General features: G+C 72.6%; 22 protein-coding genes. 16 read left to right on the top strand and 6 right to left on the bottom strand.

All coding sequences use genetic code 11. The annotated features are described in order from the left end of the window. Positions 1 to 148: 148 nt before the first annotated feature. From pdhA (ACZ6CL_RS05645) to ACZ6CL_RS05605, 9 genes are all read left to right on the top strand, one after another. Entirely contained in the window at positions 149 to 1,276 is a 1,128-nt protein-coding gene (pdhA, locus tag ACZ6CL_RS05645; protein WP_468931562.1) for a pyruvate dehydrogenase (acetyl-transferring) E1 component subunit alpha, read from the top strand. Continuing rightward, complete coding sequence (locus tag ACZ6CL_RS05640; RefSeq protein ID WP_468931560.1) at positions 1,273 to 2,307, top strand: alpha-ketoacid dehydrogenase subunit beta; 1,035 nt, start codon at positions 1,273 to 1,275, stop codon at positions 2,305 to 2,307. Before pdhA (ACZ6CL_RS05645) ends, ACZ6CL_RS05640 begins: the two co-directional genes overlap by 4 nt. After that, positions 2,307 to 3,716, top strand: coding sequence for a dihydrolipoamide acetyltransferase family protein (locus ACZ6CL_RS05635; protein ID WP_468931557.1), 1,410 nt, complete (start codon positions 2,307 to 2,309; stop codon positions 3,714 to 3,716). The genes ACZ6CL_RS05640 and ACZ6CL_RS05635 overlap by 1 nt, the downstream gene beginning before the upstream one ends. A 16-nt stretch (positions 3,717 to 3,732) precedes the next feature. Then, positions 3,733 to 4,551 carry an NTP transferase domain-containing protein gene (locus tag ACZ6CL_RS05630; RefSeq protein WP_468931554.1) on the top strand — a complete coding sequence of 273 codons (819 nt, stop codon included), beginning with the start codon at positions 3,733 to 3,735 and terminating at the stop codon, positions 4,549 to 4,551. Next, positions 4,548 to 6,395 carry a molybdopterin molybdotransferase MoeA gene (locus ACZ6CL_RS05625; protein ID WP_468931551.1) on the top strand — a complete coding sequence of 616 codons (1,848 nt, stop codon included), beginning with the start codon at positions 4,548 to 4,550 and terminating at the stop codon, positions 6,393 to 6,395. Before ACZ6CL_RS05630 ends, ACZ6CL_RS05625 begins: the two co-directional genes overlap by 4 nt. Then, positions 6,392 to 7,450, top strand: a complete 1,059-nt coding sequence (locus ACZ6CL_RS05620; protein ID WP_468931549.1) for a potassium channel family protein — start codon at positions 6,392 to 6,394, stop codon at positions 7,448 to 7,450. Before ACZ6CL_RS05625 ends, ACZ6CL_RS05620 begins: the two co-directional genes overlap by 4 nt. 10 nt (positions 7,451 to 7,460) lie before the next feature. After that, on the top strand, positions 7,461 to 8,438 hold the full coding sequence (locus ACZ6CL_RS05615; protein ID WP_468931546.1) for an NAD(P)H-quinone oxidoreductase: 978 nt from the start codon (positions 7,461 to 7,463) through the stop codon (positions 8,436 to 8,438). A 263-nt stretch (positions 8,439 to 8,701) separates the two neighbouring features. Further along, a complete protein-coding gene (locus ACZ6CL_RS05610; RefSeq protein ID WP_468931544.1) occupies positions 8,702 to 9,151 on the top strand; it encodes a hypothetical protein in 450 nt (149 codons plus the stop codon). Positions 9,152 to 9,268: 117 nt separating this feature from the next. Beyond that, on the top strand, positions 9,269 to 9,835 hold the full coding sequence (locus ACZ6CL_RS05605) for a bacterial proteasome activator family protein (RefSeq protein WP_468931542.1): 567 nt from the start codon (positions 9,269 to 9,271) through the stop codon (positions 9,833 to 9,835). 77 nt (positions 9,836 to 9,912) lie between these two features. On the opposite strand, the gene ACZ6CL_RS05600 is transcribed toward ACZ6CL_RS05605, so the two are convergent. Beyond that, entirely contained in the window at positions 9,913 to 11,577 is a 1,665-nt protein-coding gene (locus tag ACZ6CL_RS05600; protein ID WP_468931540.1) for a protein kinase domain-containing protein, read from the bottom strand. A gap of 311 nt (positions 11,578 to 11,888) precedes the next feature. Between ACZ6CL_RS05600 and ACZ6CL_RS05595 the strand changes: the two genes are divergently transcribed. Further along, positions 11,889 to 13,496, top strand: a complete 1,608-nt coding sequence (locus tag ACZ6CL_RS05595) for a protein kinase domain-containing protein (RefSeq protein ID WP_468931537.1) — start codon at positions 11,889 to 11,891, stop codon at positions 13,494 to 13,496. Between the two features lie 78 nt (positions 13,497 to 13,574). On the opposite strand, the gene ACZ6CL_RS05590 is transcribed toward ACZ6CL_RS05595, so the two are convergent. Both ACZ6CL_RS05590 and ACZ6CL_RS05585 read right to left on the bottom strand, forming a co-directional pair. Continuing rightward, positions 13,575 to 14,612 carry a phosphotransferase gene (locus tag ACZ6CL_RS05590; RefSeq protein ID WP_468931536.1) on the bottom strand — a complete coding sequence of 346 codons (1,038 nt, stop codon included), beginning with the start codon at positions 14,610 to 14,612 and terminating at the stop codon, positions 13,575 to 13,577. A gap of 85 nt (positions 14,613 to 14,697) precedes the next feature. Beyond that, positions 14,698 to 15,351: a response regulator gene (locus ACZ6CL_RS05585; RefSeq protein ID WP_468931533.1), complete on the bottom strand. Its 654-nt coding sequence runs from the start codon at positions 15,349 to 15,351 to the stop codon at positions 14,698 to 14,700. Positions 15,352 to 15,675: 324 nt separating this feature from the next. Between ACZ6CL_RS05585 and pdhA (ACZ6CL_RS05580) the strand changes: the two genes are divergently transcribed. The 5 genes from pdhA (ACZ6CL_RS05580) to ACZ6CL_RS05560 all read left to right on the top strand — a co-directional run bounded on the left by pdhA (ACZ6CL_RS05580) (position 15,676) and on the right by ACZ6CL_RS05560 (position 21,268). Next, positions 15,676 to 16,842: a pyruvate dehydrogenase (acetyl-transferring) E1 component subunit alpha gene (gene pdhA, locus ACZ6CL_RS05580; RefSeq protein ID WP_468931531.1), complete on the top strand. Its 1,167-nt coding sequence runs from the start codon at positions 15,676 to 15,678 to the stop codon at positions 16,840 to 16,842. Between the two features lies 1 nt (position 16,843). Continuing rightward, entirely contained in the window at positions 16,844 to 17,824 is a 981-nt protein-coding gene (locus ACZ6CL_RS05575) for an alpha-ketoacid dehydrogenase subunit beta (protein WP_468931529.1), read from the top strand. 22 nt (positions 17,825 to 17,846) lie between these two features. Continuing rightward, positions 17,847 to 19,241, top strand: a complete 1,395-nt coding sequence (locus ACZ6CL_RS05570; RefSeq protein WP_468931527.1) for a dihydrolipoamide acetyltransferase family protein — start codon at positions 17,847 to 17,849, stop codon at positions 19,239 to 19,241. 75 nt (positions 19,242 to 19,316) lie between these two features. After that, the gene (locus tag ACZ6CL_RS05565; RefSeq protein ID WP_468931525.1) at positions 19,317 to 19,976 is read left to right on the top strand and encodes a GntR family transcriptional regulator; all 660 of its coding nucleotides are present in this window, start codon (positions 19,317 to 19,319) and stop codon (positions 19,974 to 19,976) included. Beyond that, positions 19,973 to 21,268: an MFS transporter gene (locus ACZ6CL_RS05560; RefSeq protein WP_468931524.1), complete on the top strand. Its 1,296-nt coding sequence runs from the start codon at positions 19,973 to 19,975 to the stop codon at positions 21,266 to 21,268. Before ACZ6CL_RS05565 ends, ACZ6CL_RS05560 begins: the two co-directional genes overlap by 4 nt. 13 nt (positions 21,269 to 21,281) lie before the next feature. On the opposite strand, the gene ACZ6CL_RS05555 is transcribed toward ACZ6CL_RS05560, so the two are convergent. Further along, positions 21,282 to 22,106, bottom strand: a complete 825-nt coding sequence (locus ACZ6CL_RS05555; RefSeq protein ID WP_468931521.1) for a maleylpyruvate isomerase family mycothiol-dependent enzyme — start codon at positions 22,104 to 22,106, stop codon at positions 21,282 to 21,284. Between the two features lie 236 nt (positions 22,107 to 22,342). On the opposite strand from ACZ6CL_RS05555, the gene ACZ6CL_RS05550 reads away from it, so the two are divergent. Further along, positions 22,343 to 24,163 carry an NHL domain-containing thioredoxin family protein gene (locus ACZ6CL_RS05550; protein ID WP_468931519.1) on the top strand — a complete coding sequence of 607 codons (1,821 nt, stop codon included), beginning with the start codon at positions 22,343 to 22,345 and terminating at the stop codon, positions 24,161 to 24,163. A 23-nt stretch (positions 24,164 to 24,186) separates the two neighbouring features. Here the strand turns inward: ACZ6CL_RS05550 and ACZ6CL_RS05545 are convergent, their stop codons facing one another. After that, complete coding sequence (locus ACZ6CL_RS05545; RefSeq protein ID WP_468931517.1) at positions 24,187 to 24,912, bottom strand: XRE family transcriptional regulator; 726 nt, start codon at positions 24,910 to 24,912, stop codon at positions 24,187 to 24,189. Between the two features lie 240 nt (positions 24,913 to 25,152). After that, positions 25,153 to 26,145 (bottom strand): NlpC/P60 family protein, encoded by a 993-nt coding sequence (locus ACZ6CL_RS05540; protein WP_468931514.1) that lies wholly within the window; start codon positions 26,143 to 26,145, stop codon positions 25,153 to 25,155. Between the last annotated feature and the right edge of the window lie 198 nt (positions 26,146 to 26,343).

Raw genomic sequence — 26,343 nt, 5'->3', positions numbered from 1 at the left:
TTTCATCTCAGGCTGTGGAGAACCGTTTGTCCACAGGCTCAGGCCGCCTGTAGCCAAAATGCGTCAACGACCGAACAATCGGTAGGTGAGGGCGATGCCGCACGGCACGCCCGCCCTCCAGCAGTCTGCCCGCCCAGGAGGTCGTGTCATGACGGTCCTAGAGCAGCCCGGCGCCTACCGCCCCACTCCCCCGCCCGCCTGGCGGCCCCGCACCGACGCCGCACCGCTGCTGCCCGACCCCGAGCCGTACCGCATGCTGGGCACCTCCGCCGCCGCCGACCTCGACCCCGGTCTGCTGATCCGGCTCCACCGGGAGCTGGTGCACGGCCGCCGCTACAACGTCCAGGCCACCGCGCTCACCCGGCAGGGCCGCCTGGCCGTCTACCCCTCCTCGACCGGGCAGGAGGCGTGTCAGGTGGCCGCCGGCCTGGTGCTGGAGGAGCGGGACTGGCTCTTTCCCAGCTATCGCGACACCCTGGCCGCCGTCGTCCGCGGGCTCGACCCCGCCCAGGCCCTCACCCTGCTGCGCGGCGACTGGCACTCGGGCTACGACCCCAGGGAGCACCGGGTCGCCCCGCTGAGCACTCCGCTGGCCACCCAGCTGCCGCACGCGGTCGGCCTGGCCCACGCCGCGCGCCTCAAGGGCGACGACGTCGTGGCGCTCGCCCTGGTCGGCGACGGCGGCACCAGCGAGGGAGACTTCCACGAGGCGCTCAACTTCGCGGCCGTCTGGCAGGCCCCCGTCGTCTTCCTGATCCAGAACAACGGCTTCGCGATCTCCGTCCCGCTCGCCAAGCAGACCGCCGCCCCTTCCCTGGCCCACAAGGCGGTCGGCTACGGGATGCCCGGCCGTCTCGTCGACGGCAACGACGCGGCCGCCGTGCACCACGTCCTCGGCGAGGCCATCCGCCGGGCCCGCAGCGGTGGCGGCCCCACCCTGGTCGAAGCCGTCACCTACCGGGTCGACGCCCACACCAACGCCGACGACGCCACCCGCTACCGCTCCGACGCCGAGGTCGAGGCCTGGCGCGAACACGATCCGATCGCGCTCCTGGAGGCGGCCATGCGGGACCGGGGGCTGCTCGACGACGAGGGCGTCCAGGCCGTGCGCGACTCGGCGGAGCGGCTCGCCGCCGATCTGCGCACCCGCATGCACCAGGACCCGGTCCTCGACCCCCTCGAGCTGTTCGAGCACGTCTACGCCGAGAAGACCGGTCAGCTGCGGGAGCAGGCCGCGCAGCTGCGGGCCGAGCTGGACGCCGAGGGGGAGCGATGACCACCGCCACCGACCGCAAGCCCGCCACCATGGCCCAGGCCCTCGGCCGGGCGCTGCGCGACGCCATGGCCGCCGACCCGGCCGTCCACGTCCTCGGCGAGGACGTCGGCACCCTGGGCGGCGTCTTCCGGATCACCAGCGGGCTCGCCGAGGAGTTCGGCGACGACCGCTGTACGGACACGCCGCTGGCGGAGGCGGGCATCCTGGGCACCGCCGTCGGCATGGCCATGTACGGGCTGCGGCCCGTCGTCGAGATGCAGTTCGACGCCTTCGCCTACCCCTCCTTCGAGCAACTCGTCAGCCATGTCTCCCGCATGCGCAACCGCACCAGGGGCGCGGTGCCGCTGCCGCTCACCGTGCGCGTGCCGTACGGCGGCGGCATCGGCGGCGTCGAGCACCACAGCGACTCCTCCGAGGCGTACTACATGGCCACCCCCGGCCTCCATGTCGTCGCCCCGGCGACCGTCGCCGACGCGTACGGGCTGCTGCGGGCCGCCATCGCTTCCGACGATCCGGTCGTCTTCCTCGAACCCAAGCGGCTGTACTGGTCCAAGTCCGACTGGGACCCCGAGCGCCCCGTCGAGGTCCCGCCGATCGGGCGGGCCGTGGTCCACAACGCCGGGACCGGGGGCCGGAGCGCCACCCTGATCTCGTACGGGCCCTCCGTCCCGGTGTGCCTCGAAGCCGCCGAGGCGGCACGGGCCGAGGGCTGGCACCTGGAGGTCGTCGATCTGCGGTCGCTGGTCCCCTTCGACGACGACACCGTGTGCGCCTCCGTGCGCCGCACCGGGCGGGCGGTCGTGGTCCACGAGGCCGCCGGTTTCGGCGGCCCCGGCGGCGAGATCGCCGCCCGCGTCACCGAGCGGTGCTTCCACCACCTGGAGGCTCCGGTGCTGCGGGTCGCCGGGTTCGACATCCCGTATCCGCCGCCGATGCTGGAGCGGCACCATCTGCCCGGCGTGGACCGGGTGCTGGACGCCGTCGCCCGGTTGCAGTGGGAGTCGGAGTGGACCGAGGGGAGCAGGGTCTGATGGCTGTCGTGCGGGAGTTCACGCTGCCCGACCTGGGGGAGGGGCTCACCGGGGCGGAGATCGTGCGGTGGCTGGTCGAGGTCGGCGACGTCGTCGCGGTCGACCAGCCGGTCGTGGAGGTCGAGACCGCGAAGGCCATGGTGGACGTGCCGTGTCCGTATGCCGGTGTGGTGACGGCGCGCTTCGGCGAGGAGGGCACGGAGCTGCCGGTGGGCGCGCCCCTGCTGACCGTGGCGTCTTCCGGCGGGTCCGGTGGACCAGGTGAGGGTGGTTCCGCTGAGGCCGGTGGTTCCGGCGAGGGGCTCGTGGCGCACGGCTCGGAAGACCCCGGGTCTTCCGGTGAGCGGAGTGCGGTGAGTGGCTCCGCCGAGGGGTCCGGCAATGTGCTCGTCGGATACGGCACGGGCGCCCCCGCCGCACGGCGGCGCCGGGTGCGGCCCGCCGACGGGCCTGGCAACGGGCCTGGCAACGGGCCTGACAGCGGGCCTGCCAGCGGGCCGGCCCGCGCGCCTGCCAACGGAATGGTGGTGACCAAGAGCGCGGAGGGTCCCGTGCCGGTGATCTCTCCCCTGGTCCGGCGGCTGGCCCGGCAGCACGGCATCGACCTGCGGCAGCTGGCGGGCTCCGGCCCCGAGGGCCTGATTCTGCGCGCCGACGTCGAGCGGGCCATCCCCGGCACCAGCACCGGCACCGGGACGGCGGCGGCGGTGAGCGAGGAGCACGGGGAGCGCATCCCCCTGCGCGGGGTGCGGGGCGCCGTGGCCGACAAACTCTCCCGCAGCCGTCGCGAGATCCCCGACGCGACCTGCTGGGTGGACGCCGACGCGACCGAACTGCTCGCCGCCCGCACGGCCATGAACGCCACCGGCGGCCCCAAGATCTCCGTGCTCGCCCTGCTGGCCCGCATCTGCACGGCCGCCCTCGCGCGCTTCCCCGACCTCAACTCCACGGTGGACATGGAACGCCGCGAAGTGGTCAAGCTCGGCGCCGTGCACCTCGGCTTCGCGGCGCAGACCGACCGCGGCCTCGTCGTCCCCGTCGTCCGCGACGCCCACACCCGCAGCGTCGAGGGGCTGGCCGCCGAGATGGCGCGCCTGACCGAGGCCGCGCGAGCGGGCGCGCTGACCCCGGCCGACCTCACGGGCGGCACGTTCACGCTCAACAACTACGGCGTGTTCGGGGTCGACGGCTCCACGCCGATCATCAATCACCCCGAGGCGGCCATGCTCGGCGTCGGCCGCATCGCCCCGAAACCGTGGGTGCACCACGGCGAACTCGCGGTCCGCCACGTCGTGCAGCTGTCGTTCACCTTCGACCACCGGGTGTGCGACGGCGGGACGGCAGGCGGGTTCCTGCGGTACGTGGCGGACTGCGTCGAGCAGCCCTCCGTGCTGCTGCGGGGGTTGTAGCGGCCATACTCGGAGGGTGACCTATGACGCGGTGATCCTGGCCGGAGGCGCGGCCCGGCGGCTCGGCGGCGCGGACAAGCCCGCGCTGCGCGTGGGCGGACGGGCCCTGCTGGACCGGGTGCTGGGGGCCTGCCGGGAAGCCGGGCAGACCGTCGTCGTCGGGCCGCGCCGACCGACCATACGGCCCGTGCGGTGGGCGCGGGAGGAGCCGCCCGGAGGCGGGCCGGTCGCGGCCGTCGACGCGGGCGTGCGGGGGACCACCGCCCCCGTCGTCCTCCTGCTCTCCGCCGACCTGCCGTTCCTCACCGGGGAGACCGTGCGGACCCTGATCGCCGGGCTCGGACAGGCCGACGGCGCCGTGCTCACCGATCCCGACGGGCGCGAGCAGCCCCTCGTCGCCGCCTACCGCGCCGAACCGCTGCGGCGTGAGATCGCCCTGCTCGCCGCCGAGCACGGCGGCCTCGGCGGGCTGCCGCTCCGGCTGCTCACCACGGAGCTGAATCTCCACCACATCCAGCACGACACCGCGTCCTTCGACTGCGACACCTGGGAGGACGTCACCACGGCCCGTGCGCGGATCAGGGAGCATGGACGGGTGCTGGAAGAATGGATTGCCGCAGTCAAAGCGGAACTCGGGATCGACCTCGACGTCGACACCGCCGCCCTCCTCGACCTGGCCCGCGACGCCGCGCACGGTGTCGCCCGGCCCGCCGCCCCCCTGACCACGTTCCTCGTCGGCTACGCCGCCGCGCAGCAGGGCGGCGGCCCCGAGGCCCTGGCCGACGCCAGCCGCAAGGCGTCGGCCCTGGCGGCGCGTTGGGCTGACGAGGAATGACCCAGCGGGACCCCCGCTCCGGGGACGCGAACAAGCTCGACCGCCAGGTCGACGAGGCCCTGGCCCTGGCCAATGAGCAGGCCACCGCCAAACGGGCGTCGCCACCGCCGGACGTGCCGGACCCCGAGCTGGGCTGGCCCCCACCGAGCGTGGCGCGCACGATTCGCCACGGCGCCCCCGACCGCACGACATCGCCCGTGGACGAACCCGACGAGGCCCTGGGCTGGCCACCGCCGAGCATCAGGCCCGACGCCGACGTGTACGAGTGGCGCCGCGGACGTCCGGACGACTCCGCGCCCCGGGGCTCCCGGCGCCGTCACCGGGACCTCCACGACCCCCGACCCGGAGATCCCGGCCCCGTACCCGACCACGCGCCGCCCGCGCCCGCCCACACCGCCGCGCCCCACAACGCCGCACCCGACGCCGCCGCGCCCGCCCACAACGCCTCCGAGGCCCCTCTGACTGCCTGGCCCGACGCCCGCCGCATCGCCGCCCGCGCCCCCGCTCCCGCCACGGCCGTCGCCAAGGCGGCGCCCGTCCCGCGGGCGCTGGACGACGCGCTCGGCCACGTCCTCGCCGAACCCCTCACCGCGCTGACCGACCTGCCGCCGTTCGACACCTCCGCCATGGACGGCTGGGCCCTGGCCGGGCCAGGGCCCTGGCGGCTCACGGTGAGTGGCCGGGCGGGGCGCGGGATCCTGGCGGGGAGCCAAGCGGTCGAGCCGCTGTCCGACGGGCACGCGGTGCGGATCGCCACCGGGGCCCGCATCCCGCCCGGCGCCACCGCGGTGCTGCGCACGGAGTACGGCACGGACACCGGGGACGGCTGGCTGCACGCGGCGAAGGCCCCGCGGCCGGTCGGCTTCGGGCAGGACATCCGCCCCCGCGGCCAGGAGTGCCGCAGCGGCGATCAGCTGCTGCCCGCGGGCACGCGGGTCACCCCCGCCGTGCTGGGGCTCGCGGCCGCGGCCGGATACGACGAGCTGGCGACCGTGCGCAGGCCGCGCGTGGAGGTGCTGGTCCTCGGGGACGAGCTGCTGTCCCGCGGGCTGCCCCGCGAGGGCGCCATCCGGGACGCCCTGGGGCCCATGCTGGGGCCGTGGCTGCGGGCGCTGGGCGCGGAAGTGTCGGGCACCCGCCGGGTCGCCGACGAGGCGGACGCGCTGTACGCGGCGATCCAGGGATCATCGGCGGACCTGATCGTGACGACCGGGGGCACGGCGGCGGGCCCGGTGGACCATGTGCACCCCACCCTGCGCCGGCTGGGGGCCGAGCTGCTGGTGGACGGGGTGGAGGTGCGGCCGGGCCATCCCATGCTGCTGGCCCGCCTCGGGCCCGAGCGGCATCTGGTCGGCCTGCCGGGCAATCCGCTGGCCGCCGTATCGGGGCTGCTGACGCTCGCGGAGCCGCTGCTGCGGACGCTGACGGGCCGCCCCGCGCCCGAGCGTCACCCGGCCTCGCTGGCCGAGGCGGTGAGCGGGCATCCGCACGACACCCGGCTGGTGCCGGTGGCGTTCCGGTACGACGAGTACGACGAGGCGCGGCCGCTGCGCTTCAGCGGTCCGGCGATGCTGCGCGGCATCGCCGTCGCGGACGCTCTCGCGGTGATCCCGCCGGGCGGGGCCGGGCGCGGCGCGGAGGTCGAGGTGCTGGAGCTGCCCTGGTCGACCGGGACCGGCGAGAGCAGCGAGGCCGGCGGCCAGAGCGGCCAGAGCGGCCGGAGCGGCCAGAGCGGCCAGAGCGGCCAAAGCAGCAAAGGCAGCAAAGGCGGCGAAGGAAGCAAAAGAGGCAGAAGTCAGCAGGAGGATGACGATGGCATACGCACCCAGGAGGGCCCCGCGTGAAGCTGCCCAGTCATGACGCGGCGGCCCGTACGCCACCGGAGGACACCGGCCACCGCGTCCACCTGCCGCGCTACCCGGATGGCCCGCTGCGCCAGGTGGGCCGCCGACTGCTGCTGGCGCTGCTCGTCCTGGTGCTGACGGTCCTGATCGTCTACATGGACCGGACCGGCTACCACGACAACGCCGACGACAGCGTCGACTTCCTCGACTCCGTCTACTACTCCACCGTGACGCTGTCCACGACCGGCTACGGCGACATCGTCCCGCACAGCGACAGCGCCCGGCTCACCAACATCCTGCTGGTCACCCCGCTGCGCGTGCTGTTCCTGATCATCCTGGTCGGCACCACGCTGGAAGTCCTCGCCGAGCGCACCCGCGAGCAATACCGCCTGAACCGCTGGAGGTCCGCCTTGCGCGATCACACCGTTGTCATCGGCTTCGGCACCAAGGGCCGGTCCGCCGTCCAGACGCTCTGCGCGGGCGGGCTGCCCAAGGGGCGGGTGGTGGTGGTCGATCCGAACCACAAGGTGATCGAGTCCGCGACCTCCGAGGGGTTCGTCGGCGTGGTGGGGGACGCGACCCGCAGCGATGTGCTGCTGCGCGCGGAGGCGCAGCGGGCCCGCCAGTTCGTGATCGCGACCCAGCGGGACGATACGGCGGTGCTGGTCACGCTGACCGCGCGGCAGCTCAACAAGGGCGCGAACATCGTGGCGGCGGTGCGCGAGGAGGAGAACGCGCCGCTGCTGCGCCAGTCGGGCGCCGACGCGGTGATCACGAGCGCGAGCGCGGCGGGACGGCTGCTGGGACTGAGCGTGCAGTCGCCGACCGCGGGCGCGGTGATCGAGGACCTGATCCAGCAGGGCAGCGGTCTGGACCTGGTGGAGCGCACGGTGGTGAAGTCCGAGGTGGGCAGGTCGGTGCGGGATACGGACGACCTCGTGGTGTCCGTACGGCGCGGGCACCGGCTGCTGGCGTACGACGACGCCGACGCGAGCCCGCTGCAGGCCGCCGACCGGCTGATCACCATCGTTCGCGCGCCGACGCCCCAGGAGTAGCCTCGCGGCCATGCATGCGATCACCATTCCTGAACCCGGCGGCCCCGACGCACTCCAGTGGACCGAGGTGCCCGATCCCACGCCCGGCGAGGGGGAGGTCCTGGTCGAGATCGTGGCCAGTGGCGTCAACCGCGCCGATCTGATGCAGCGGCAGGGCCACTATCCGCCGCCGCCCGGCGCCCCCGAGTACCCCGGCCTGGAGTGCTCGGGCCGGATCGTGGAGCTGGGCCCAGGCGTCAGCGGCTGGGCGGTGGGCGACGAGGTGTGCGCGCTGCTGGCGGGCGGCGGGTACGCCGGGAAGGTGGCGGTCCCGGCGGGGCAGCTGCTGCCCGTGCCGGACGGCGTCGACCTCGTGACCGCCGCCGGGCTGCCCGAAGTGACCGCGACCGTATGGTCGAACGTCTTCATGATCTCCCATCTCCGGCCGGGCCAGACGCTGTTGGTGCACGGCGGGTCGAGCGGCATCGGCACCATGGCCATCCAGCTCGCGAAGGCGGCCGGGGCGCGGGTGGCGGTCACGGCAGGGTCGGCGGAGAAGCTGGCGGCCTGCCGGGAGCTGGGCGCCGATGTGCTGATCAACTACCGCGAGCAGGACTTCGTGGAAGAGGTCCGGGCGGCCACCGACGGCGCCGGCGTGGACGTCATCCTGGACATCGTCGGGGCGAAGTACCTGGACCGGAACGTGGACGCGCTGGCGACCAACGGACGGCTGGCGATCATCGGCCTGCAGGGCGGGGCGAAGGCCGAGCTGAACCTGGTCAAGCTGCTGGGCAAGAGCGGCGCGGTGACGGCCGCCGGGCTGCGGGGCCGGTCGCTGGGTGAGAAGGCGGCGATCGTCGCGGCGGTACGGGAGCACGTCTGGCCGCTGATCGGCAGCGGCCGGGTCCGCGCGATCGTGGACCGTACGCTCCCGATGCGGGACGCCGCGGAGGCGCACCGGCTGCTGGAGTCCAGCGGCCACGTGGGCAAGGTGCTGCTGACGCTCTGAGCGCACACCGGCTCTGAGCGCACACCGGCTCCGGGCGCACACCGGCTCCGGGCGCACACCGGCTCCGGGCGCACACCGGCTCTGAGCGCACACCGGCTCCGGGCGCCCATCGGCTCCGGACGCCCACCGGTTCCGGGCGCGGCCTGCGGTGACGGCCGTCGTGGCCTGTTCGGCCGCGCCCGGAATGCCCGGTACGCCCCGCCATGTGACGCTCATCCCGTGAAGCGCCTGAGCTGACCGCCCGGCACGGGAGGGCGACGACCGTGAACCTCGTACTCCGTACCCTGCCCGCGGCGGCCCTGCTGGCGGGCGCCGCGCTGCTCGCCGCCCCGCACGCGGTGGCGCGCGCCGACGACGGCGGCCTCGCGGGCACCCACGCCGGGGAGGGCCGGTCCCACCCCGGCCGGTCCGCGGCGCCCACCCCCTCGTCCGCCACCCCGCGCACCCCGGCCGAAACGGGCGGGCGGGACCAGACGGACCGGCGCATGTCGCTGGTCCCGGACTGGACGCCGTCCTCGCTTCGCCTCCCCCCTGAGCAGGAGCGGCGCGGAGCGGACGAGCCGCCCCAGGACGATCGGCCGTACGGCGCCGAGCGGACCGCCGCCGCGCCCGGGGACCGGGCGACGCGGGTGCTGCCGCTGGGCAGCGGGCTGGCGCTGACCGGGCTGGGGCTCGGGCTGGCCTTCCTCGGACTGCGGCTACGGCGCCGCTGAGGCGGGCGGGGCCGGGCGCCGGGAGCCCGGCATGATCGGCAAGCACCCCTGGGGGCCCGCGGGGCTTGAGGCGACCCACAGCCTCCCTCCGAGGTGCCGGTGCGGAACAATGGGGGTATGAACCAGCCGATGAACGAACGATCGCAGGAGAGCCCGCACGTCCTGGTCGTCGGTCCGGACGGCATGGCGCTCGGCGGTCTCACTCCTGGTGATGGCAGTGGTGACGACGAGTCGCGCGAGGTTCCCGTGACGGACATGGTCGAACAGCCCGCGAAGGTCATGCGGATCGGAAGCATGATCAAGCAGCTGCTGGAGGAGGTCCGCGCCGCACCCCTCGACGAGGCGAGCCGCGCGCGCCTCAAGGAGATCCACTCCAGTTCGGTCAAGGAGCTGGAGGACGGTCTCGCACCCGAGCTGATCGGGGAGCTGGAGCGGCTGTCGCTGCCCTTTACGGAGGATTCGGTTCCGACCGAGGCCGAACTGCGCATTGCCCAGGCGCAGTTGGTCGGCTGGCTGGAGGGGCTGTTCCACGGCATCCAGACGACGCTGTTCGCCCAGCAGATGGCGGCCCGCGCCCAGCTGGAGCAGATGCGAAGGGCGCTGCCCCCGGGCGTCAGCGGCGGCGAGGAGGGCCAGGGCATGGGGCCGGAGCACGGCGGCGCCCGCTCGGGCCCGTACCTCTAGCGCCCTGTAGCGGCTGTAAAAGCGGCGTAGCCGGACCGAAGCGGTCCGGCTACGCCCATACGCTCCCGCAGGGGGCCTCAGCCCGGGTTTCCGGTGGAGACCGTCAGCTCGATGGTGTCCGTGTCCGGGTTGTACGGCTCGTAGTTGCGGTACGTGTAGTTGAGGACCGTGCCCTTGCCCCACAGGTTCTCGTCCTGGGTCGTGACGCGGTACTTCCACCCCGCGGCCCGGATGCACTTCTTCACCGAGTCCACGTAGAGGTTCTGGAAGTCGGGCACGCTGTAGGTGCCCTTCTCCTCCGAGTCCTCGTACGCGTCCTTGCACTTGGCCGGGTCGATCGTCTTCGTCTTGTCGCCCATGCGGAAGCCCGCGGCGTTCGACGACGGGGGCGCGGACGTCTTCTTCTCGCCGCCGCCCTTGCTCTCGTCCTTCTTGTCGCCACCGCCCGAGCCGTTGAGGGCGATGACCAGGATGACGCCGAGGACCGCGATCGCGGCCACCACGGCGGAGCCGATGATCACGCGCTTGTTGCTGCCGCCACCCCCGGACGAGCCCGGGCTGGGCGAGGGCGAGGGCGAGATGGAGTACGGCGGCGGGGTGCTCGGGCCGTGGCCGCCCTGGTACGGGGACGGGGGCGTGCCGTACGGCTGCTGGCTCACAGGCTGGGTGGGCGGCGGCGGGGTGGACGGGCCGAAGGCGCCGTACTGCCCCGCCGCGGGCTGCGGCTGGTACGGCGTCTGGACGCCGCCCGGGCCGGGACCGGGGGTCTGGTGGTCGACGGGCGGGAAGACCGCCGCGCCGACGCCGGCGCCGCTGACGGCGGGCGGGCCGCCGCCGATGATGATCGGGGAGGCGCCGGTCTGGCCGGTGCGCGAGACGCGGGCGATCTCGTCGCGCATGGCCTCGGCGGTGGGGAAGCGCTCGTTCGGGTTCTTCTTCAGGGCGCGGGCGACCAGCGCGTCCACCGCGGGCGGGATGGACTGGTTGATCGAGGAGGGCGCGACCGGCTCCTCCTGGACGTGCGCGTACGCGATGGCGAGCGGCGAGTCGGCGTCGAAGGGGAGACGGCCGGTCAGCAGCTCGAAGAGCATGATGCCCACCGAGTAGAGGTCGCTGCGGGCGTCCACGCCGCGGCCCAGCGCCTGCTCGGGCGAGAGGTACTGCGGGGTGCCGACGACCATGCCGGTCTGGGTCATGGAGGTGACCCCGGACTGCATGGCGCGGGCGATGCCGAAGTCCATGACTTTGACCACATTACGCTTGGTCATCATCACGTTACCGGGCTTGATGTCGCGGTGAACCAGCCCCATTTCGTGGCTGATCTCGAGCGCCGCCAGAACATCACTGGTGATTTTCAGCGCTTTTTCCGTCGGCATCGCGCCGTATTGCCGGACGTCGGTGTCGAGGGCGGAACGCAGCGGAAGTCCCTCGACGTACTCCATGACGATGTACGGCATGAGCGCGCCGTCGATCGAATCTTCGCCGGTGTCGTAGACCGAGACGATATTGGTGTGCGTGAGCTTCGCCACGGCCTGGGCCTCGCGGCGGAATCGCTCGCGGAAGGACTGCTCGCGGCCCAGCTCCGTATGCAGCGTCTTGATCGCTACCTGGCGGTCCAGCACGGAGTCGTAGGCGAGGTGCACGGAGGCCATGCCGCCTTCGCCGAGCAGGTCCCGCAATTGGTAACGGCCGCCGGCCAGGGAACTGCCCTGGTAACGGCCCGGAGCGCCGTGCTGGCTCATGTCTTGCATCCCCCTCGGCGCACTCACCGCCCGGACCCGCACGTTTCGACGCCATGATCTTCGTGTTCCCGATATCGTGGCCAAGTCTGCCCCAGGCCACGGACACGTCAAGCCACGTGCCCGTTCCGTGACCGGATGCTCAAGAACCCGTCACGCGATTTGCAACACTTCACCGTCAACAGGTTTGATGGCCGGTCCATCACGAACCGATGCGCGGCGCGAAGGCTGTAGCGTGCCTAGCAGGAACCGTACCGCCCGCGGGCGGGGCGATCTTGACCAGACCCCCACCTAGACCGAGACGGCGAGGACCGATGGCACAGACCCAGAGCGCCCAGGGGCCCTCCGAACCTGACGCTACCGGGTCCGGAATGTCTGATGTGCCCGAGGCGTGGGGGAACGGTGGGCTGGTCGGCGATGGCCGTTACCGTCTCACCGGTCGCCTGGGCCGAGGCGGCATGGCGGAGGTCTTCGCCGCCGAGGACGTCCGGCTCGGCAGAACGGTCGCGGTGAAGCTGCTCCGCGCCGACTTGGCCGAGGACCCGGTGTCCAAGGCCCGCTTCACTCGCGAGGCACAGTCCGTGGCGGGGCTGAACCACCACGCGGTCGTCGCGGTGTACGACTCCGGCGAGGATGTCGTCGGCCCGAACACCGTCCCCTACATCGTGATGGAGCTGGTCGAGGGCCACACCATCCGCGACCTGCTGCTCAACGCCGAGGCGCCGCCGCCGGATCAGGCGCTGATCATTGTCTCGGGGGTGCTGGAGGCGCTCGCCTACAGCCATCAGCACGGCATCGTGCACCGTGACATCAAGCCCGCGAACGTGATCATCACCAAGAGCGGCGCGGTCAAGGTCATGGACTTCGGCATCGCCCGTGCCCTGCACGGCGCGCAGTCCACCATGACCCAGACCGGCATGGTCATGGGCACCCCGCAGTACCTCTCGCCCGAGCAGGCGCTCGGCAAGGCCGTGGATCACCGTTCCGACCTGTACGCGACCGGGTGCCTGCTCTACGAACTGCTCGCGCTGCGCCCGCCGTTCACCGGTGAGACTCCTCTCTCGGTCGTTTATCAGCACGTTCAGGACAATCCGGTGCCACCGTCCGAAATTTCGGGCGGCCAGGTTCCGCCGGAGCTGGACGGTCTGGTGATGCGTTCGCTCGCGAAGGACCCGGACGACCGGTTCCAGAGCGCCGAGGAGATGCGCGGACTGGTCCAGTACGCGCTGCAGATGCTCCAGGAGGCGGGCGGCCACACCGGTGTCTGGAACACCGGCCCGGTCACCCAGCACCTCGGCGGCGCCACCGGGGCGATGGGCATGGCGGGGACGACCGCGATGCCGCATCCGGGGCACGGCGACACCTCGCAGCAGCCGATGGTCGCGCCCGGCGGGGGGAACGCCGGGGGCGGCTACGACGGCGGTTACAGCGGGGGATCCGGCCGGGGCCGCCGGGGTGGCCGCGGCAAGATGTGGCTGGTCGCGGCGCTCGCGGTGATCGCCGTGGCGGTCGGGGTGGCGTTCGCGCTGGACCTCGGCGGCGGCGGTGACAAGGGCAAGCAGCCGACCAAGAACCCGACGGCGACCCAGCAGAAGGAGACCAAGGAGCCGAGCGAGGAGCCCACGGAGGAAACGTCGGAGGCTCCGGAGACCGGCGACTCCACCGGCGGCACGGGCGACTACACCCCGTCCCAGCAGCCGACCGGCCCCTCGTACACCGGCCAGCCCAGCGGTCCGCAGGTGCCGAACCAGCCGACCAGCGGTCCGACCGGCCTCCCGACGGATACCCAGACCACGCCGGGCGACGGCAGCGGCGGCCCGACCACGCCGTCCGACGGCGGCGACGAGCCGACGACGCCGCCCGACGACGGTGACGAGGGCGAGCCGACCGGCGGTCTTCCGAGCGGCGACAGCCTCGGCTGAGCCCCACCCGACACCGCCGACTGCCCCGGCCCCGCGCGAGCGGTGCCGGGGCAGTCGTATGAGCACCGGGGCGGACCGTCAGCCGCAGAAGGCGTCGCGGACCGCCTCGTACTCCCGCGTCCACCACACCACCAGCGCGGCGGCGGCGGGGAACTGCGGATCGGCGCGGTGGTCGCCGCGCTGGTAGTGCCAGCGCAACATCCAGAAGTCGTTGAGCCGCTCCCACCACACCCGGTGCACGGCCGCGGCCATCTCCGCGTCCCCGGCGCCCGCCATACGGCGGTAGGCGCGGGCGTAGGAGCGGACCTTGGTCAGCTCCAGGGTGCCGCCGGGGCGTACGAAGAAGATCGCGGCGGCGCGGACGGCCTCCTCGGCGCGCGGCTGGACGCCCAGCCGGTCCCAGTCGACGATCGCGGCCGGTTCGGTGTCGCGGTAGAGCAGGTTCAGCGGGTGGAAGTCGCCGTGAACCCAGCCGGTGGCCGGGATCGCGTCCGCCTCCGGCCGCCGGTGGGCGTGCCGCTCCAGCAGCGCGCGGCGCTCGGTGAGGCGGTGCTCGGCGAGTTCGTCGAAGGTGTCCCGCGGTCGGTGGCCGCGGACCAGGGCCAGCAGCTCGTCGATGACGTCGTAGGTGTCCTCGGGGTCGGCCGCGGGCTCGGGCGGCTCGCGGTCGCAGGTCCCGGCCCGCATGACCTGCTCCAGACAGGTGTGGGCGAACCCCAGCAGGCCGCCAAGACGCGAGCACTGGGGCGTGGTCAGCGCGGCGCCGTCCCGGTGCCGCCCGTCGATCCACGGGTGCAGGGCGTAGCAGCGGCCGCCGATGACGGCGACCGTACGGCCGTGGGCGTCCGGGACCGGCGGCGCGACCGGCAGGCCGAGCGCGCCCAGCCGCTCGGTGACCCGGTGCTGGCGGGCGATGGCGGTGCGGTCGCCGTCGAGGTGGTGCTTGAGGAAGAACCGGCCGCGGGTGGTGGCGAGCCGGTAGCCGCGGTTGAGCAGACCCTCGGTGAGGGGGTCGCAGGACACCGGCTCACCGGCCCGGTCGTAGCGGCGGAGCAGGGCGCCCAGGGTTTCCCCGTCGGGAGCGGCCTCGGCGAGGTCTACATGTGAGCGCGGCACCTGCCAGATGTTAGATCACCCGGCGTCACGGGCCGTGCGTGAGTTGACGCGGCAGGCCGAATGGTGCTTGGGGGCCCAAGACCCCTTAGTTCTTCTGGGCCTGCATCCGGGCCACGAAGGCGGCGGCCTGCGAGCGGCGCTCCATGCCGAGCTTGGCGAGCAGGCTGGAGACATAGTTCTTGATCGTCTTCTCGGCGAGGTGCAGCCGCTCCCCGATCACCCGGTTGGTCAGCCCCTCCCCGATCAGGATCAGGATCCGGCGCTCCTGCTCGGTGAGGGCGGCGAGCCGGTCGTCGGGCTTGGTGCCGCCGCGCAGCCGCTCCAGCACCCGGGCGGTGGCCACCGGGTCGAGCAGTGAGCGGCCCGCGGCCACGTCCCGGACGGCGGCGAGCAGTTCGCTGCCGCGGATGTCCTTGAGCACGTAGCCGGAGGCGCCCGCCATGATCGCGTCGAACAGGGCCTCGTCGTCGGCGAAGGAGGTGAGCATCATGCAGCGGATGGCCTCGTCGCGCGACCGGATCTCCCGGCAGACCTCGACGCCGCTGCGGTCGGGCAGCCGGATGTCGAGCACGGCGACGTCGGGCCGGGTCGCGATGATCCGGGCGAGGGCGTCGGCCGCGGTGCCCGCCTCACCGACCACTTCCATGTCCGGCTCGCTCGCCAGCAACTCGCGCACGCCACGTCGTACGACTTCATGGTCGTCGAGTAGGAAAATCCTGATTTTTCCTTCTTCGCGCACGGCTCCAGTCTCACACACGAAGTCTTCCCGTGCCTTTGTCCTGCGGGATAACGTGCGGAGGACCGACGGTCGGCGAGGCTGTGACCAGTGGATGTTCACCCAACCGCGCGATTTACTTGGAAATCCAAGCAAAATTGCAGGTCAGGTGGGGTTTCGCAGGAATGCGAAGCACTGGGTAACGTGCCTTGTGCGGGGCCGACCGCCGGGAACCTGTCACGCCCGGACGGACGTTTCGTCGCACCCACCCCGTGCGTCGTCGTCGGACGGGCGAGCCGCAACTGGCCGCCGGCGGATCCCGGAGGCCGGACAGACGGAGGAGCACACGTGACCGTGGAGAGCACTGCCGCGCGCAAGCCGCGCCGCAGCGGAGCCAAGCGCAGCACCAGCGCGCGGAGCACGAAGAAGCAGCAGTCGGCGGAACCGGAACTCGTACAGCTGCTGACCCCGGAGGGCGAGCGGGTCGAGCACCCCGACTACGCGATCGACCCGACCCCCGACGAGCTGCGCGGTCTGTACCGGGACATGGTCCTGACGCGGCGCTTCGACGCCGAGGCCACCACCCTGCAGCGCCAGGGCGAACTGGGCCTGTGGGCCTCGCTGCTCGGCCAGGAGGCCGCGCAGATCGGCTCCGGCCGGGCGCTGCACGACGACGACTACGTCTTTCCGACCTACCGCGAGCACGGCGTCGCCTGGTGCCGGGGTGTCGACCCGACCAATCTGCTGGGGATGTTCCGTGGGGTGAACCACGGCGGATGGGACCCCAACAGCAACAACTTCCACCTGTACACCATCGTCATCGGCTCGCAGACGCTCCACGCGACCGGCTACGCGATGGGCGTGGCCAAGGACGGCGCGGACACCGCCGTGCTGGCCTACTTCGGCGACGGCGCCTCCAGCCAGGGCGACGTGGCCGAATCGTTCACCTACTCCGCGGTCTACAACGCCCCGGTCGTCTTCTTCTGCCAGAACAACCAGTGGGCCATCTCCGAGCCCACCGAGAGGCAGACCCGGGTCCCGCTCTACCAGCGCGCCCAGGGCTACGGCTTCCCGGGCGTCCGGGTGGACGGCAACGACGTGCTCGCCTGTCTCGCCGTCACCAAGGCGGCGCTGGAGCGGGCCCGCACCGGCCAGGGCCCGATGCTCGTCGAGGCGTTCACCTACCGCATGGGTGCCCACACGACCTCCGACGACCCGACGCGCTACCGCTCGTCCGAGGAGCGCGAGCTGTGGGAGACCAAGGACCCGATCCTGCGGCTGCGGACCCTCCTCACCAATGAGAAGCTCGCGGACGAGGCGTTCTTCGACGCCCTGGAGCAGGAGTCCGACGCGCTCGCCAAGCGGGTGCGGGAGGCGGTCCGGTCGATGCCCGACCCCGACGACATGGCGATGTTCGAGCACACCTACGCCGACGGTCACGCGCTCGTGGACGAGGAGCGGGCCCAGTTCGCCGCGTACCAGGCTTCGTTCGTCACCGCTGAGGAAGGCATCTGAGATGGCCGCCGAGAAGATGTCGCTCTCCAAGGCGATCAACGCGTCGCTGCGCGCGGCGCTCGAAACCGACCCCAAGGTCCTGATCATGGGGGAGGACGTCGGCAAGCTCGGCGGCGTCTTCCGGGTCACCGACGGGCTGCAGAAGGACTTCGGCGAGGACCGGGTCATCGACACCCCGCTGGCCGAGTCCGGCATCGTCGGCACCGCGATCGGGCTCGCCCTGCGCGGCTACCGCCCGGTGGTGGAGATCCAGTTCGACGGTTTCGTCTTCCCCGCGTACGACCAGATCGTCACGCAGCTCGCCAAGATGCACGCCCGGTCGCTCGGCAAGGTCAAGATGCCGGTCGTCATCCGCATCCCCTACGGCGGCGGCATCGGCGCGGTCGAGCACCACAGCGAGTCCCCCGAGGCGCTGTTCGCGCACGTCGCCGGGTTGAAGGTGATCTCGCCCTCCAACGCTTCCGACGCCTACTGGATGCTCCAGCAGGCCATCGGCAGCGACGACCCGGTGATCTACTTCGAGCCCAAGCGCCGCTACCACGACAAGGGCGAGGTCGACACCTCGGCCATCCCCGGCCCCCTGCACGCCGCCCGCGTGGTGCGGCCCGGCACCGATCTCACCCTCGCGGCCTACGGGCCCATGGTGAAGGTCGCGCAGGACGCCGCCGCGGCAGCCGCCGAGGAGGGGAAGTCGCTGGAGGTCGTGGATCTGCGGTCGATGTCGCCGATCGACTTCGACACGGTCCAGCGGTCGGTCGAGCGGACCGGCAGGCTGGTCGTGGTGCATGAGGCACCGGTCTTCCTGGGGACCGGGTCGGAGATCGCCGCGCGCATCACCGAGCGGTGTTTCTACCACCTCCAGGCCCCGGTGCTGCGGGTCGGCGGCTATCACGCGCCGTACCCGCCCTCGCGGCTGGAGGACGAGTACCTGCCCGACCTGGACCGGGTGCTCGACGCCGTAGACCGTGCGTTGGCGTACTGAAGGGCTTGAGGAGATCGTGACGATGACCGCAGTCGAACAGCGCTTCCGTGAGTTCAAGATGCCCGACGTGGGCGAGGGACTGACCGAGGCCGAGATCCTCAAGTGGCTGGTGGCCCCGGGTGACACCGTGACCGACGGCCAGGTGGTCTGCGAGGTCGAGACCGCCAAGGCCGCGGTGGAGCTGCCCATCCCGTTCACCGGCGTGGTGCATGAGCTGCGCTTCGACGAGGGCACCACGGTGGACGTGGGCACGGCGATCATCTCGGTGGACACCGACCCGGGCGCCGGAGACGCGCCCGAGGCCGCCGCCGCGCCGCAGCCCGCCGCCGAGGCCCCCGCCGAGGCCGAGCCGGAGGGGCGCCAGGCCAACCTGGTGGGCTACGGCGCCGCCCCCTCCTCCACCAAGCGCCGCCCCCGCAAGCCGCAGCCCGGCGCCCACCGCCCGGCGGCCGAGGCCCCCGCGGCCCCGGCGCCCGCCCCCGCGGCCCCCGCCGCACCGGCGCGCCCGGAGCCCGCGCCCGAGCTGAACGGGCACACCGGGACCGCCCGTCCGCTGGCCAAGCCGCCGGTCCGCAAGCTCGCCAAGGACCTCGGCATCGACCTGGCGACGATCACCCCGACCGGCCCGGGCGGGATCATCACCCGCGACGACGTCCACGCGGCCGTGGAGGCCCCCGCCGCGGCCCCGGAGCCCGCCGCCGCGGCGGCCGCGGGCGCGCGGGAGCGCCGGGTGCCCGTGAAGGGCGTACGGAAGGCCACCGCGCAGGCGATGGTGGGCAGCGCCTTCACCGCCCCGCACGTGACGGAGTTCGTCACCGTCGACGTCACCCGCACCATGAAGCTGGTCGCCGACCTCAAGCAGGACCCGGAGCTGGCCGGGCTGCGGGTGAACCCGCTGCTCCTGGTCGCCAAGGCGCTGCTGGTGGCCATCAAGCGCAACCCGGACGTCAACGCCGCCTGGGACGAGGACAACCAGGAGATCGTCTACAAGGACTACGTCAACCTGGGTATCGCCGCCGCCACCCCGCGCGGTCTGATCGTCCCCAACATCAAGGACGCGGACGCCAAGACGCTGCCCCAGCTGGCCGAGTCCCTCGGCGACCTGGTGTCCACCGCCCGCGAGGGCAAGACCAGCCCGGCGGCGATGACCGGCGGCACGGTGACCATCACCAACGTCGGCGTCTTCGGCATCGACACCGGCACCCCGATCCTCAACCCCGGGGAGTCGGCGATCCTCGCCTTCGGCGCGGTCAAGCTCCAGCCGTGGGTCCACAAGGGCGAGGTCAAGCCGCGCCAGGTGACGACCCTCGCGCTCTCCTTCGACCACCGGCTGGTCGACGGCGAACTGGGCTCCAAGGTGCTCGCGGACGTCGCGGCCATCCTGGAGCGCCCCAAGCGCCTGATCACCTGGGGTTAAGAAGGAGGTACCCCCCGTCCGCATGGCGGACGGGGGATACGCAGGCATACGTGTTGTATCTATGCTGTGCGCATCATGAGTCCCACCGATACGGCCACCAAGCCGCCGCCCGCCGCCGAACGCGTCTACACCCATGTCAAACAGGCCGTCCTGGAGCGCCGCTACGAGGGCGGCACGCTGCTGAGCGAGGGCGAGCTGGCCGAGGCCGTCGGCGTCTCCCGTACGCCGGTCCGCGAGGCCCTGCTGCGGCTGGAGGCCGAGGGGCTGCTGAAGCTCTACCCCAAGAAGGGCGCGCTGGTGCTGCCCGTCTCCGCCCAGGAGATCGCGGACGTGGTGGAGACCCGGCTGCTGGTCGAGCAGCACGCGGTCGCCAAGGCGGTGCCCGCCGGACCGCAGCTGCTGCGGCGGCTGGAAGAGCTGATGGAGGAGCAGAAGGGGCACGCGGCCGCCGGTGACCTGGCCGCGTTCGCCGTCGCCGACCGCTGCTTCCACGCGGAGATCGTCCGGGCGGCGGGGAACACGATCCTGGCCCAGCTCTACGACCAGCTGCGCGACCGGCAGCTGCGGATGGGCGTGGCCACCATGCACGCCGAGCCCGACCGGATCGCCAAGAACATCGCCGAGCACACCGAGATCCTCCAGGCGCTGCGCGCCGGGGACGCGCGCTCGGCGGCCGGATTCGTCCAGCGCCACATCACCTGGGTGAACACCCTCGCCCGGGGGGACGTGCGATGACCACGGCCCGATTGCCCGGGGACCCGCCCGGGGGGCGGCGCGCCGTCGCCATCTGGGGCCTCGGCGTCGCCGTCTACTTCGTCGCCATCGTCTACCGCACCAGCCTCGGCGTGGCCGGGATCGACGCCGCCGAGCGCTTCCACATCAACGCCTCGGCGCTGTCCACCTTCTCCATGCTCCAGGTGCTGGTCTACGCGGGGATGCAGATACCGGTCGGGCTGATGGTCGACCGGCTCGGCACCCGCAAGGTGCTGGCGCTGGGGATCGTGCTGTTCACCATCGGCCAGTTCGGCTTCGCGCTGTCCCACTCGTACCCGATGGCCCTGGGCTCCCGGGCGCTGCTCGGCTGCGGTGACGCGATGACGTTCATCAGCGTGCTGCGGCTCGGCTCCCGCTGGTTCCCGGTCCGCCGGGGGCCGCTGATCGGGCAGATCGCCGGGCTGATCGGGATGGCCGGCAACCTGGTCTCCACGCTGGTGATCGCCCAGACCCTGCACAGCGTCGGCTGGACCCCGACCTTCGCGGGCAGCGCGGTCGGCGGGGTGGTCATCCTCGTCCTGGTGCTGCTCTTCCTCAAGGACCACCCGGAGGGGCACGAGCCGCCGCCCGTCGACCGGACGGCCAAGGGTTTCGTACGCCAGCAGATCGTGGACGCCTGGCGCGAGCCCGGCACCCGGCTGGGCATGTGGACGCACTTCACCACCCAGTTCCCCGCCATGGTCTTCCTGCTGCTGTGGGGGATGCCGTTCTTGGTGGAGGCGCAGGGGCTGTCCCGGTCGACCGCCGGTGAGCTGCTGACGGTCGTGGTGCTGTCCAACATCGTGATCGGCCTGGTCTACGGGCAGGTCATCGCCCGCCACCACGCCGCCCGCACCCCGCTGGCCTTCGGCACGGTCGGCGCCACCGCGCTCGTGTGGGGCACCGTGCTGTGCTGGCCGGGCGACCACGCGCCGCTGTGGATGCTGGCCGTGATGTGCGCGGTGCTCGGCGCGTGCGGTCCCGCGTCGATGATCGGCTTCGACTTCGCCCGCCCCGCCAACCCGCCCGAGCGGACCGGGACCGCCTCCGGGATCGTCAACATGGGCGGATTCACGGCCTCGATGAGTACTTTGCTCGCCATCGGCGTACTGCTGGACATGACCGGTCAGGACTTCCGCATCGCCTTCGCGGTGGTGTTCGTGTTCCAGGCGCTGGGCGTCTCGCAGATGCTGCGGCTGCGCGGCCGCGCGCACCGCCGCGAGCGCGAGCGCGTGGTCGCGAGCCGCGTCGAGGCGGTGCACGTACCGGCGTGAGCCCTTTACCCGGTCACGGGGTGATGGCGAAGTGGGCCAGGATGGCGTCGGCCAGCTGCTCGTCCCCCTCGACCTTCACCCGCTCGGCGACCGCCTCGGGGCGCACCCGGCCGCAGGCGAGCCGTACGTACGTCTCCCAGTCCAGGGAGAGCGTGAGGGTCGGGCCCAGCGACACACTGCCGTCGATCGTGGCCCGGCCGTCCGCGTCCACCCGCACGGTGCGCATGAACTCCATCGGGCCGTGCACATCGAAGACCACCGCCGACTGGGGAGCGGCGCCAGCGTCCTTGGCGACCACCCTCGGCAGCGCGGACAGCAGCACGTCCCGGGAGAGGTACGCGCCCGGCGAGTCCAGGTTGCCGGGCTGGTTCAGGGCCCGCCGCAGATCCTGCTCGTGCACCCACACGTCGAAGGCACGGCGGGTCAGCGCCTCCTCCAGGGTCAGCTCACCGCCGCCGGGCCAGCGCACCATGGTGTCCGGCGCGCGCTTCTCGTTGCGCAGCTGGCGGGCCCGCCGGATGACGGTGTACTCCAGCTCGGAGGTCATCTCGGGGGCCGTGTGGCAGCGCCGCACATCGACCTGGACTTCCATGTACCGCGACATCTCGCCGGTGATGTGGAACAGATCGCGCGGCAGCGTGTGGATCGGGCGCGGATCGCCGAGCAGCTCGCAGTCGAGGCCGATCACGTGCGAGACGAGGTCCCGCACTGACCATCCCGGGCATTCGGTAGCGCGGTTCCATGCGCTCTCCGCGAGCGGATTCACCAACTCCGATATGGCGTCGATGGAATGCGTCCAGGCGTCGATCGAGGTCTGAAGGCTGGGATGGACGGTCACGGGACCCCTCGGGCGGTTGGTACGCGGGCTGGGTGCGGGTGTGTGGCTTCAAGTTACGCTGCCCACGCGCGCGAGGGCAGTGCTTCGAGTCCGATCGTAGGCCCGGAACGGCCGCTTGCCGCGTGTCAGCGGCGGCCGTTCGCGGCCCCCTCCGTGGCGGACCGGGACGGACCGGGGCGAGCCGGTCGAACCGGCCCGCGGGAATGCGTTTCCCCCGCCTGATGTTGGATGGGGATATGGCTCCACGTGCACGCGTCCGCGCCCCTGAGCTGACCGGCCTCGGCGGCTGGCTCAACACCGGCGGAAAAGACCTCGGCCTGGCGGAACTGCGAGGCCGCATCGTCATCCTCGACTTCTGGACGTTCTGTTGTGTGAACTGTCTGCACGTCCTGGACGAGCTGCGCGAGCTGGAGGAGAAGCACCGCGACACCGTCGTGATCGTCGGGGTCCACTCGCCGAAGTTCGTCCACGAGGCCGACCACCGGGCCGTCGTCGACGCCGTCGAGCGCTACGAGGTGCACCACCCGGTCCTGGACGACCCGGAGCTGACCACCTGGAAGCAGTACGCGGTCCGCGCCTGGCCCACCCTCGTCGTCATCGACCCCGAGGGGTACGTGGTCGCCCAGCACGCGGGCGAGGGGCATGCCCACGCCATCGAGGCCCTGGTGGGGCAGCTGGAGGCCGAGCACGAGGCCAAGGGCACGCTGCGCCGTGGCGACGGCCCCTACGTACCGCCCGAGCCGGTCCCCACCGAGCTGCGCTTCCCCGGCAAGGCGCTGCTGCTGCCCGGCGGCACGTTCCTGGTCTCCGACACCACCCGCCACCAGCTGGTCGAGCTGGCGGAGGACGGGACAAGCGTGCTGCGGCGCATCGGCGCGGGCGAGCGCGGCTTCGCCGACGGCCCGGCGGACCGGGCCCGGTTCAGCGAGCCGCAGGGGCTCGCCGCGCTGCCCGACGGCACGGTGGCGGTCGCCGACACCGTGAACCACGCGCTGCGCCGCTTCGACCCCGCGACCGGCGAGGTCGGCACGCTCGCCGGGACCGGCCGCCAGTGGTGGCAGGGCTCGCCCGCCGAGGGACCGGCCCGCGAGGTCGACCTGTCCTCCCCCTGGGACCTGGCCTGGTTCGCCGGCCGGCTGTGGATCGCCATGGCGGGCGTGCACCAGCTGTGGACGTACGACCTTCAGGACGGGACCGTCGCGGCCGCCGCCGGGACCACCAACGAGGGGCTGGTCGACGGTCCCGCGGACCAGGCGTGGTTCTCCCAGCCGTCCGGGCTCGCCGCGACGGACGACCGGCTGTGGATCGCCGACTCCGAAAGCTCCGCGGTGCGCTGGGTCGAGCGGGACGGCGACGGCTTCGCGGTCCGCACCGCCGTCGGCACCGGCCTCTTCGACTTCGGTCACCGCGACGGCGCCGCCGACCAGGCCCTGCTCCAGCACCCGCTGGGCGTCACCGCGCTGCCCGACGGCTCGGTCGCCGTCGCCGACACCTACAACCACGCGCTGCGCCGCTACGACCCGGCCACCGGCGAGGTCTCCACGCTCGCCACGGATCTGCGCGAGCCGTCCGGCGCGGTCCTGGTCGACCGGGACATCGTGGTGGTGGAGTCCGCCCGGCACCGGCTGACCCGGCTGCGGCTGCCCGAGGAGGCCGTACGGGTCGAGGCGGTGGCCCACCGGACCCAGCGCGCGGCCACCGACATCGCCCCGGGCACGCTCCGGCTGGACGTGGTCTTCCAGGCGCCCGCGGGCCAGAAGCTCGACACCCGCTACGGACCCTCCACCCGGCTGCTGGTCAGCTCCACCCCGCCCGGGCTGCTCGCGGGCGGCGAGGGCGCGGGCACGGACCTGCGCCGGGAGCTGGTGCTGGCGGAGGGGGTGACCGAGGGCGTGCTGCACGTCTCGGCGATGGCCGCCTCCTGCGACGACGATCCTGCGAACGAGTACCCCGCGTGCCATGTGCACCAGCAGGACTGGGGCGTTCCGGTCCGGGTCACCGAGGGCGGCGTGGCCCGGCTGCCGCTGGTCCTCGCCGGGCTGGACGAGGAGGCCTGACCCAGAAGCATCGACGTGGAAGGTCAGTCGGGGCAGTTGGGGAGCGTCGTGTACTGCACCTGGTCGTGATCGATCCGAATGGCCGGGATCCACATCCGCTGACCGTCTCTTAAGACGCGGAACCACATGCTGCTGTGCCCGCCCGCCTCGTCGGTGACGGTGACGCCGTTGGCGATGCGGCAGTCGGCGCGCAGCACGTCGCCGTGCCAGGCCCGGCCCGTGATGTTGGCGGGGCGGTAGGCCATGTACGGATCCCTGGCCAGGCCCAGGGAGCAGCTGCGGACGTGCTCGCCCCGGCAGCTCTTCTCCGCGTTGAAGACGGTGATCCGGGCGTTGCCCAGGGTCGCCGGGGGCTTGTCGGTGTCGGATGAGTCCGACGACTGGAAGGCGAGGACGGCGACCGTGGTCCCGGCGAGGACGGTGACCGTGCCCACCGCCGCGAGTGCGAGCCGCAGCCGCCGCCGGGGCGGCCGGTCCCCGGCCTCAGGGGGTGTGCCGTCCGCCGGGGCTTCGCCCTCCGCGTCCGTGACCGGCCCGGCCTCGTTGGCCCGGTGGAGCAGCTTCACCAGCTCGGGCAGCCGGTCCTCGGCGGTGAAGGACAGCGTGCCCCACTGGACCAGGAGCCGTTCGTCGGGAAGGCTCTGACCCCGCAGATAGCGGGAGAGCGAGGAGCGGCTGGCGGGCAGGCGCCCCTCCAGCTCCTTGAGGCTCAGGCCGAGTTCGCCGTGCATGTGGCGCAGTGCGGTCACGAATTCCCGTACCGGGCCGGAGAGTTCTTCGGGAAGCGGGGCGAGCGGTTTTCGTCGCGGGTGCTCGGAAGGACGCGGATCGGAATGACGCGGATCGGAATGATTCGGATGCGCTGGCACGCTTCCCATTGGAGCATGTGGATCATGAACATGACGAGCGACACGTCCACACCCCCGAGGTGGACGTGCCGCTCGTTACCGGAACCGGATCGTTCGCGCACCGGCCGGTGAACTACCCCGTCAGTCCGTGAACTTCAGCGGACGGTAGGGCTTGTACTCGCTGCCCGGCGCCAGGCCGTAGGTGCGGGTCGCGTGGTCCGTACCGAAGTCGCCGCGCTGCTCGTACGAGGTGTACGAGGTGTGGGCGTCGTTGTTCCACTTCTCGAACATCACGACATGGCGGGTGTTGTTGTCTCCGGCGGCGTCGATCAGCAGATCGCCCGGCCTGAGGTCGTTCACCGCGATCGGCTTGGTGATGCCGGAGCCGGTGAGGCCGACCGTGTTGGTGCCGGGCGTCTTCAGGCCCAGGGCCATGGAGACGTAGCCCGAGCAGTCCTGGCGGTAGCCGTCCTTCCAGATCTTGGCCTGGCTGTACGGGACCCGGCCGCCGCCGTTGGCCGTGAGCCAGGTGGAGGCGCGCTGCAGCGCCTCGGCGCGGGTGCCGCCGGGCTGGGGCGGCTTGGGCGGCTGCTGACCGCCGTTCTGCACGGGGACGCCGGGCAGCGAGTCCTCGGGGATGTCCACCGCGAGGACGCTCAGAAAGCCGCTGACCGGCCCGGTGATGTGCGCCATGTACGTCGAACAGGTGCTGCCCTCGCACGCCTTCTTGCCGGTGTCGACCTGGTAGTCGGCGGTGATGCGGTCCTGCCCGGCCACATCCTTGTTGATCATGCCGACGGACGGGCTGCTGGTGTCGGCCGTCTCGTGGACGACCCAGCGCGTGCCCCAGGTGGGGAAGTCGGCGGCGGCCGCCGCCTTCGTGCCGAACTCCCCGCTGGTCGTCTTCAGCTTGAGGGCGCCCCCGCCCTTCGCGGCCCCCGTGTCGCGGCTCATGGCGTTCTTGTCGGCCGCCCGGGCGCTGCCCGCCTTCGCCGCCTTCGCGTCATGGCCTCCGGTGCCCCCGTCGCCCGAGCAGCCCACGAGTCCGGTGGCGCCGATGCCCGCGGCGGCGATCGTGGGGAGGACCTTGCGCCAGATGGTCCGGCGCCGGGCGGTTGTGGTGGAGTGCGTCATGAGTGAATCCCCCTGTGCGGTTGAGCCGCCGGGCCGGTCCGCCGCGGCGACGGGAACCACTCTCGGCCGGGGGACAGGGGAGTTCGGGGCAGCTGTCGTCCCATGGGACGTCCCATCCCGTCACACCGCTTCCACCTGCGGGGACATGCCCGAGGAGGGCCCGGTGCGGGACATCGGCGGCGGCGCCGCGGGACATGA

The organism is Streptomyces sp. NPDC041200 (assembly GCF_055591805.1).
The sequence above is the reverse complement of the archived record's forward strand: the minus strand, read 5'-3'. Positions and strand labels throughout refer to the sequence as shown.

Excerpts from the sequence above, each read along its gene's own strand:
- pdhA (WP_468931562.1), top strand. The coding sequence starts at position 149 with ATGACGGTCCTAGAGCAGCCCGGCGCCTACCGCCCCACTCCCCCGCCC.
- ACZ6CL_RS05640 (WP_468931560.1), top strand. The coding sequence starts at position 1,273 with ATGACCACCGCCACCGACCGCAAGCCCGCCACCATGGCCCAGGCCCTC.
- ACZ6CL_RS05635 (WP_468931557.1), top strand. The coding sequence starts at position 2,307 with ATGGCTGTCGTGCGGGAGTTCACGCTGCCCGACCTGGGGGAGGGGCTC.
- ACZ6CL_RS05625 (WP_468931551.1), top strand. The coding sequence starts at position 4,548 with ATGACCCAGCGGGACCCCCGCTCCGGGGACGCGAACAAGCTCGACCGC.
- ACZ6CL_RS05615 (WP_468931546.1), top strand. The coding sequence starts at position 7,461 with ATGCATGCGATCACCATTCCTGAACCCGGCGGCCCCGACGCACTCCAG.
- ACZ6CL_RS05605 (WP_468931542.1), top strand. The coding sequence starts at position 9,269 with ATGAACCAGCCGATGAACGAACGATCGCAGGAGAGCCCGCACGTCCTG.
- ACZ6CL_RS05600 (WP_468931540.1), bottom strand. The coding sequence starts at position 11,577 with ATGAGCCAGCACGGCGCTCCGGGCCGTTACCAGGGCAGTTCCCTGGCC.
- ACZ6CL_RS05595 (WP_468931537.1), top strand. The coding sequence starts at position 11,889 with ATGGCACAGACCCAGAGCGCCCAGGGGCCCTCCGAACCTGACGCTACC.
- ACZ6CL_RS05575 (WP_468931529.1), top strand. The coding sequence starts at position 16,844 with ATGGCCGCCGAGAAGATGTCGCTCTCCAAGGCGATCAACGCGTCGCTG.
- ACZ6CL_RS05570 (WP_468931527.1), top strand. The coding sequence starts at position 17,847 with ATGACCGCAGTCGAACAGCGCTTCCGTGAGTTCAAGATGCCCGACGTG.
- ACZ6CL_RS05565 (WP_468931525.1), top strand. The coding sequence starts at position 19,317 with ATGAGTCCCACCGATACGGCCACCAAGCCGCCGCCCGCCGCCGAACGC.
- ACZ6CL_RS05560 (WP_468931524.1), top strand. The coding sequence starts at position 19,973 with ATGACCACGGCCCGATTGCCCGGGGACCCGCCCGGGGGGCGGCGCGCC.
- ACZ6CL_RS05550 (WP_468931519.1), top strand. The coding sequence starts at position 22,343 with ATGGCTCCACGTGCACGCGTCCGCGCCCCTGAGCTGACCGGCCTCGGC.
- ACZ6CL_RS05540 (WP_468931514.1), bottom strand. The coding sequence starts at position 26,145 with ATGACGCACTCCACCACAACCGCCCGGCGCCGGACCATCTGGCGCAAG.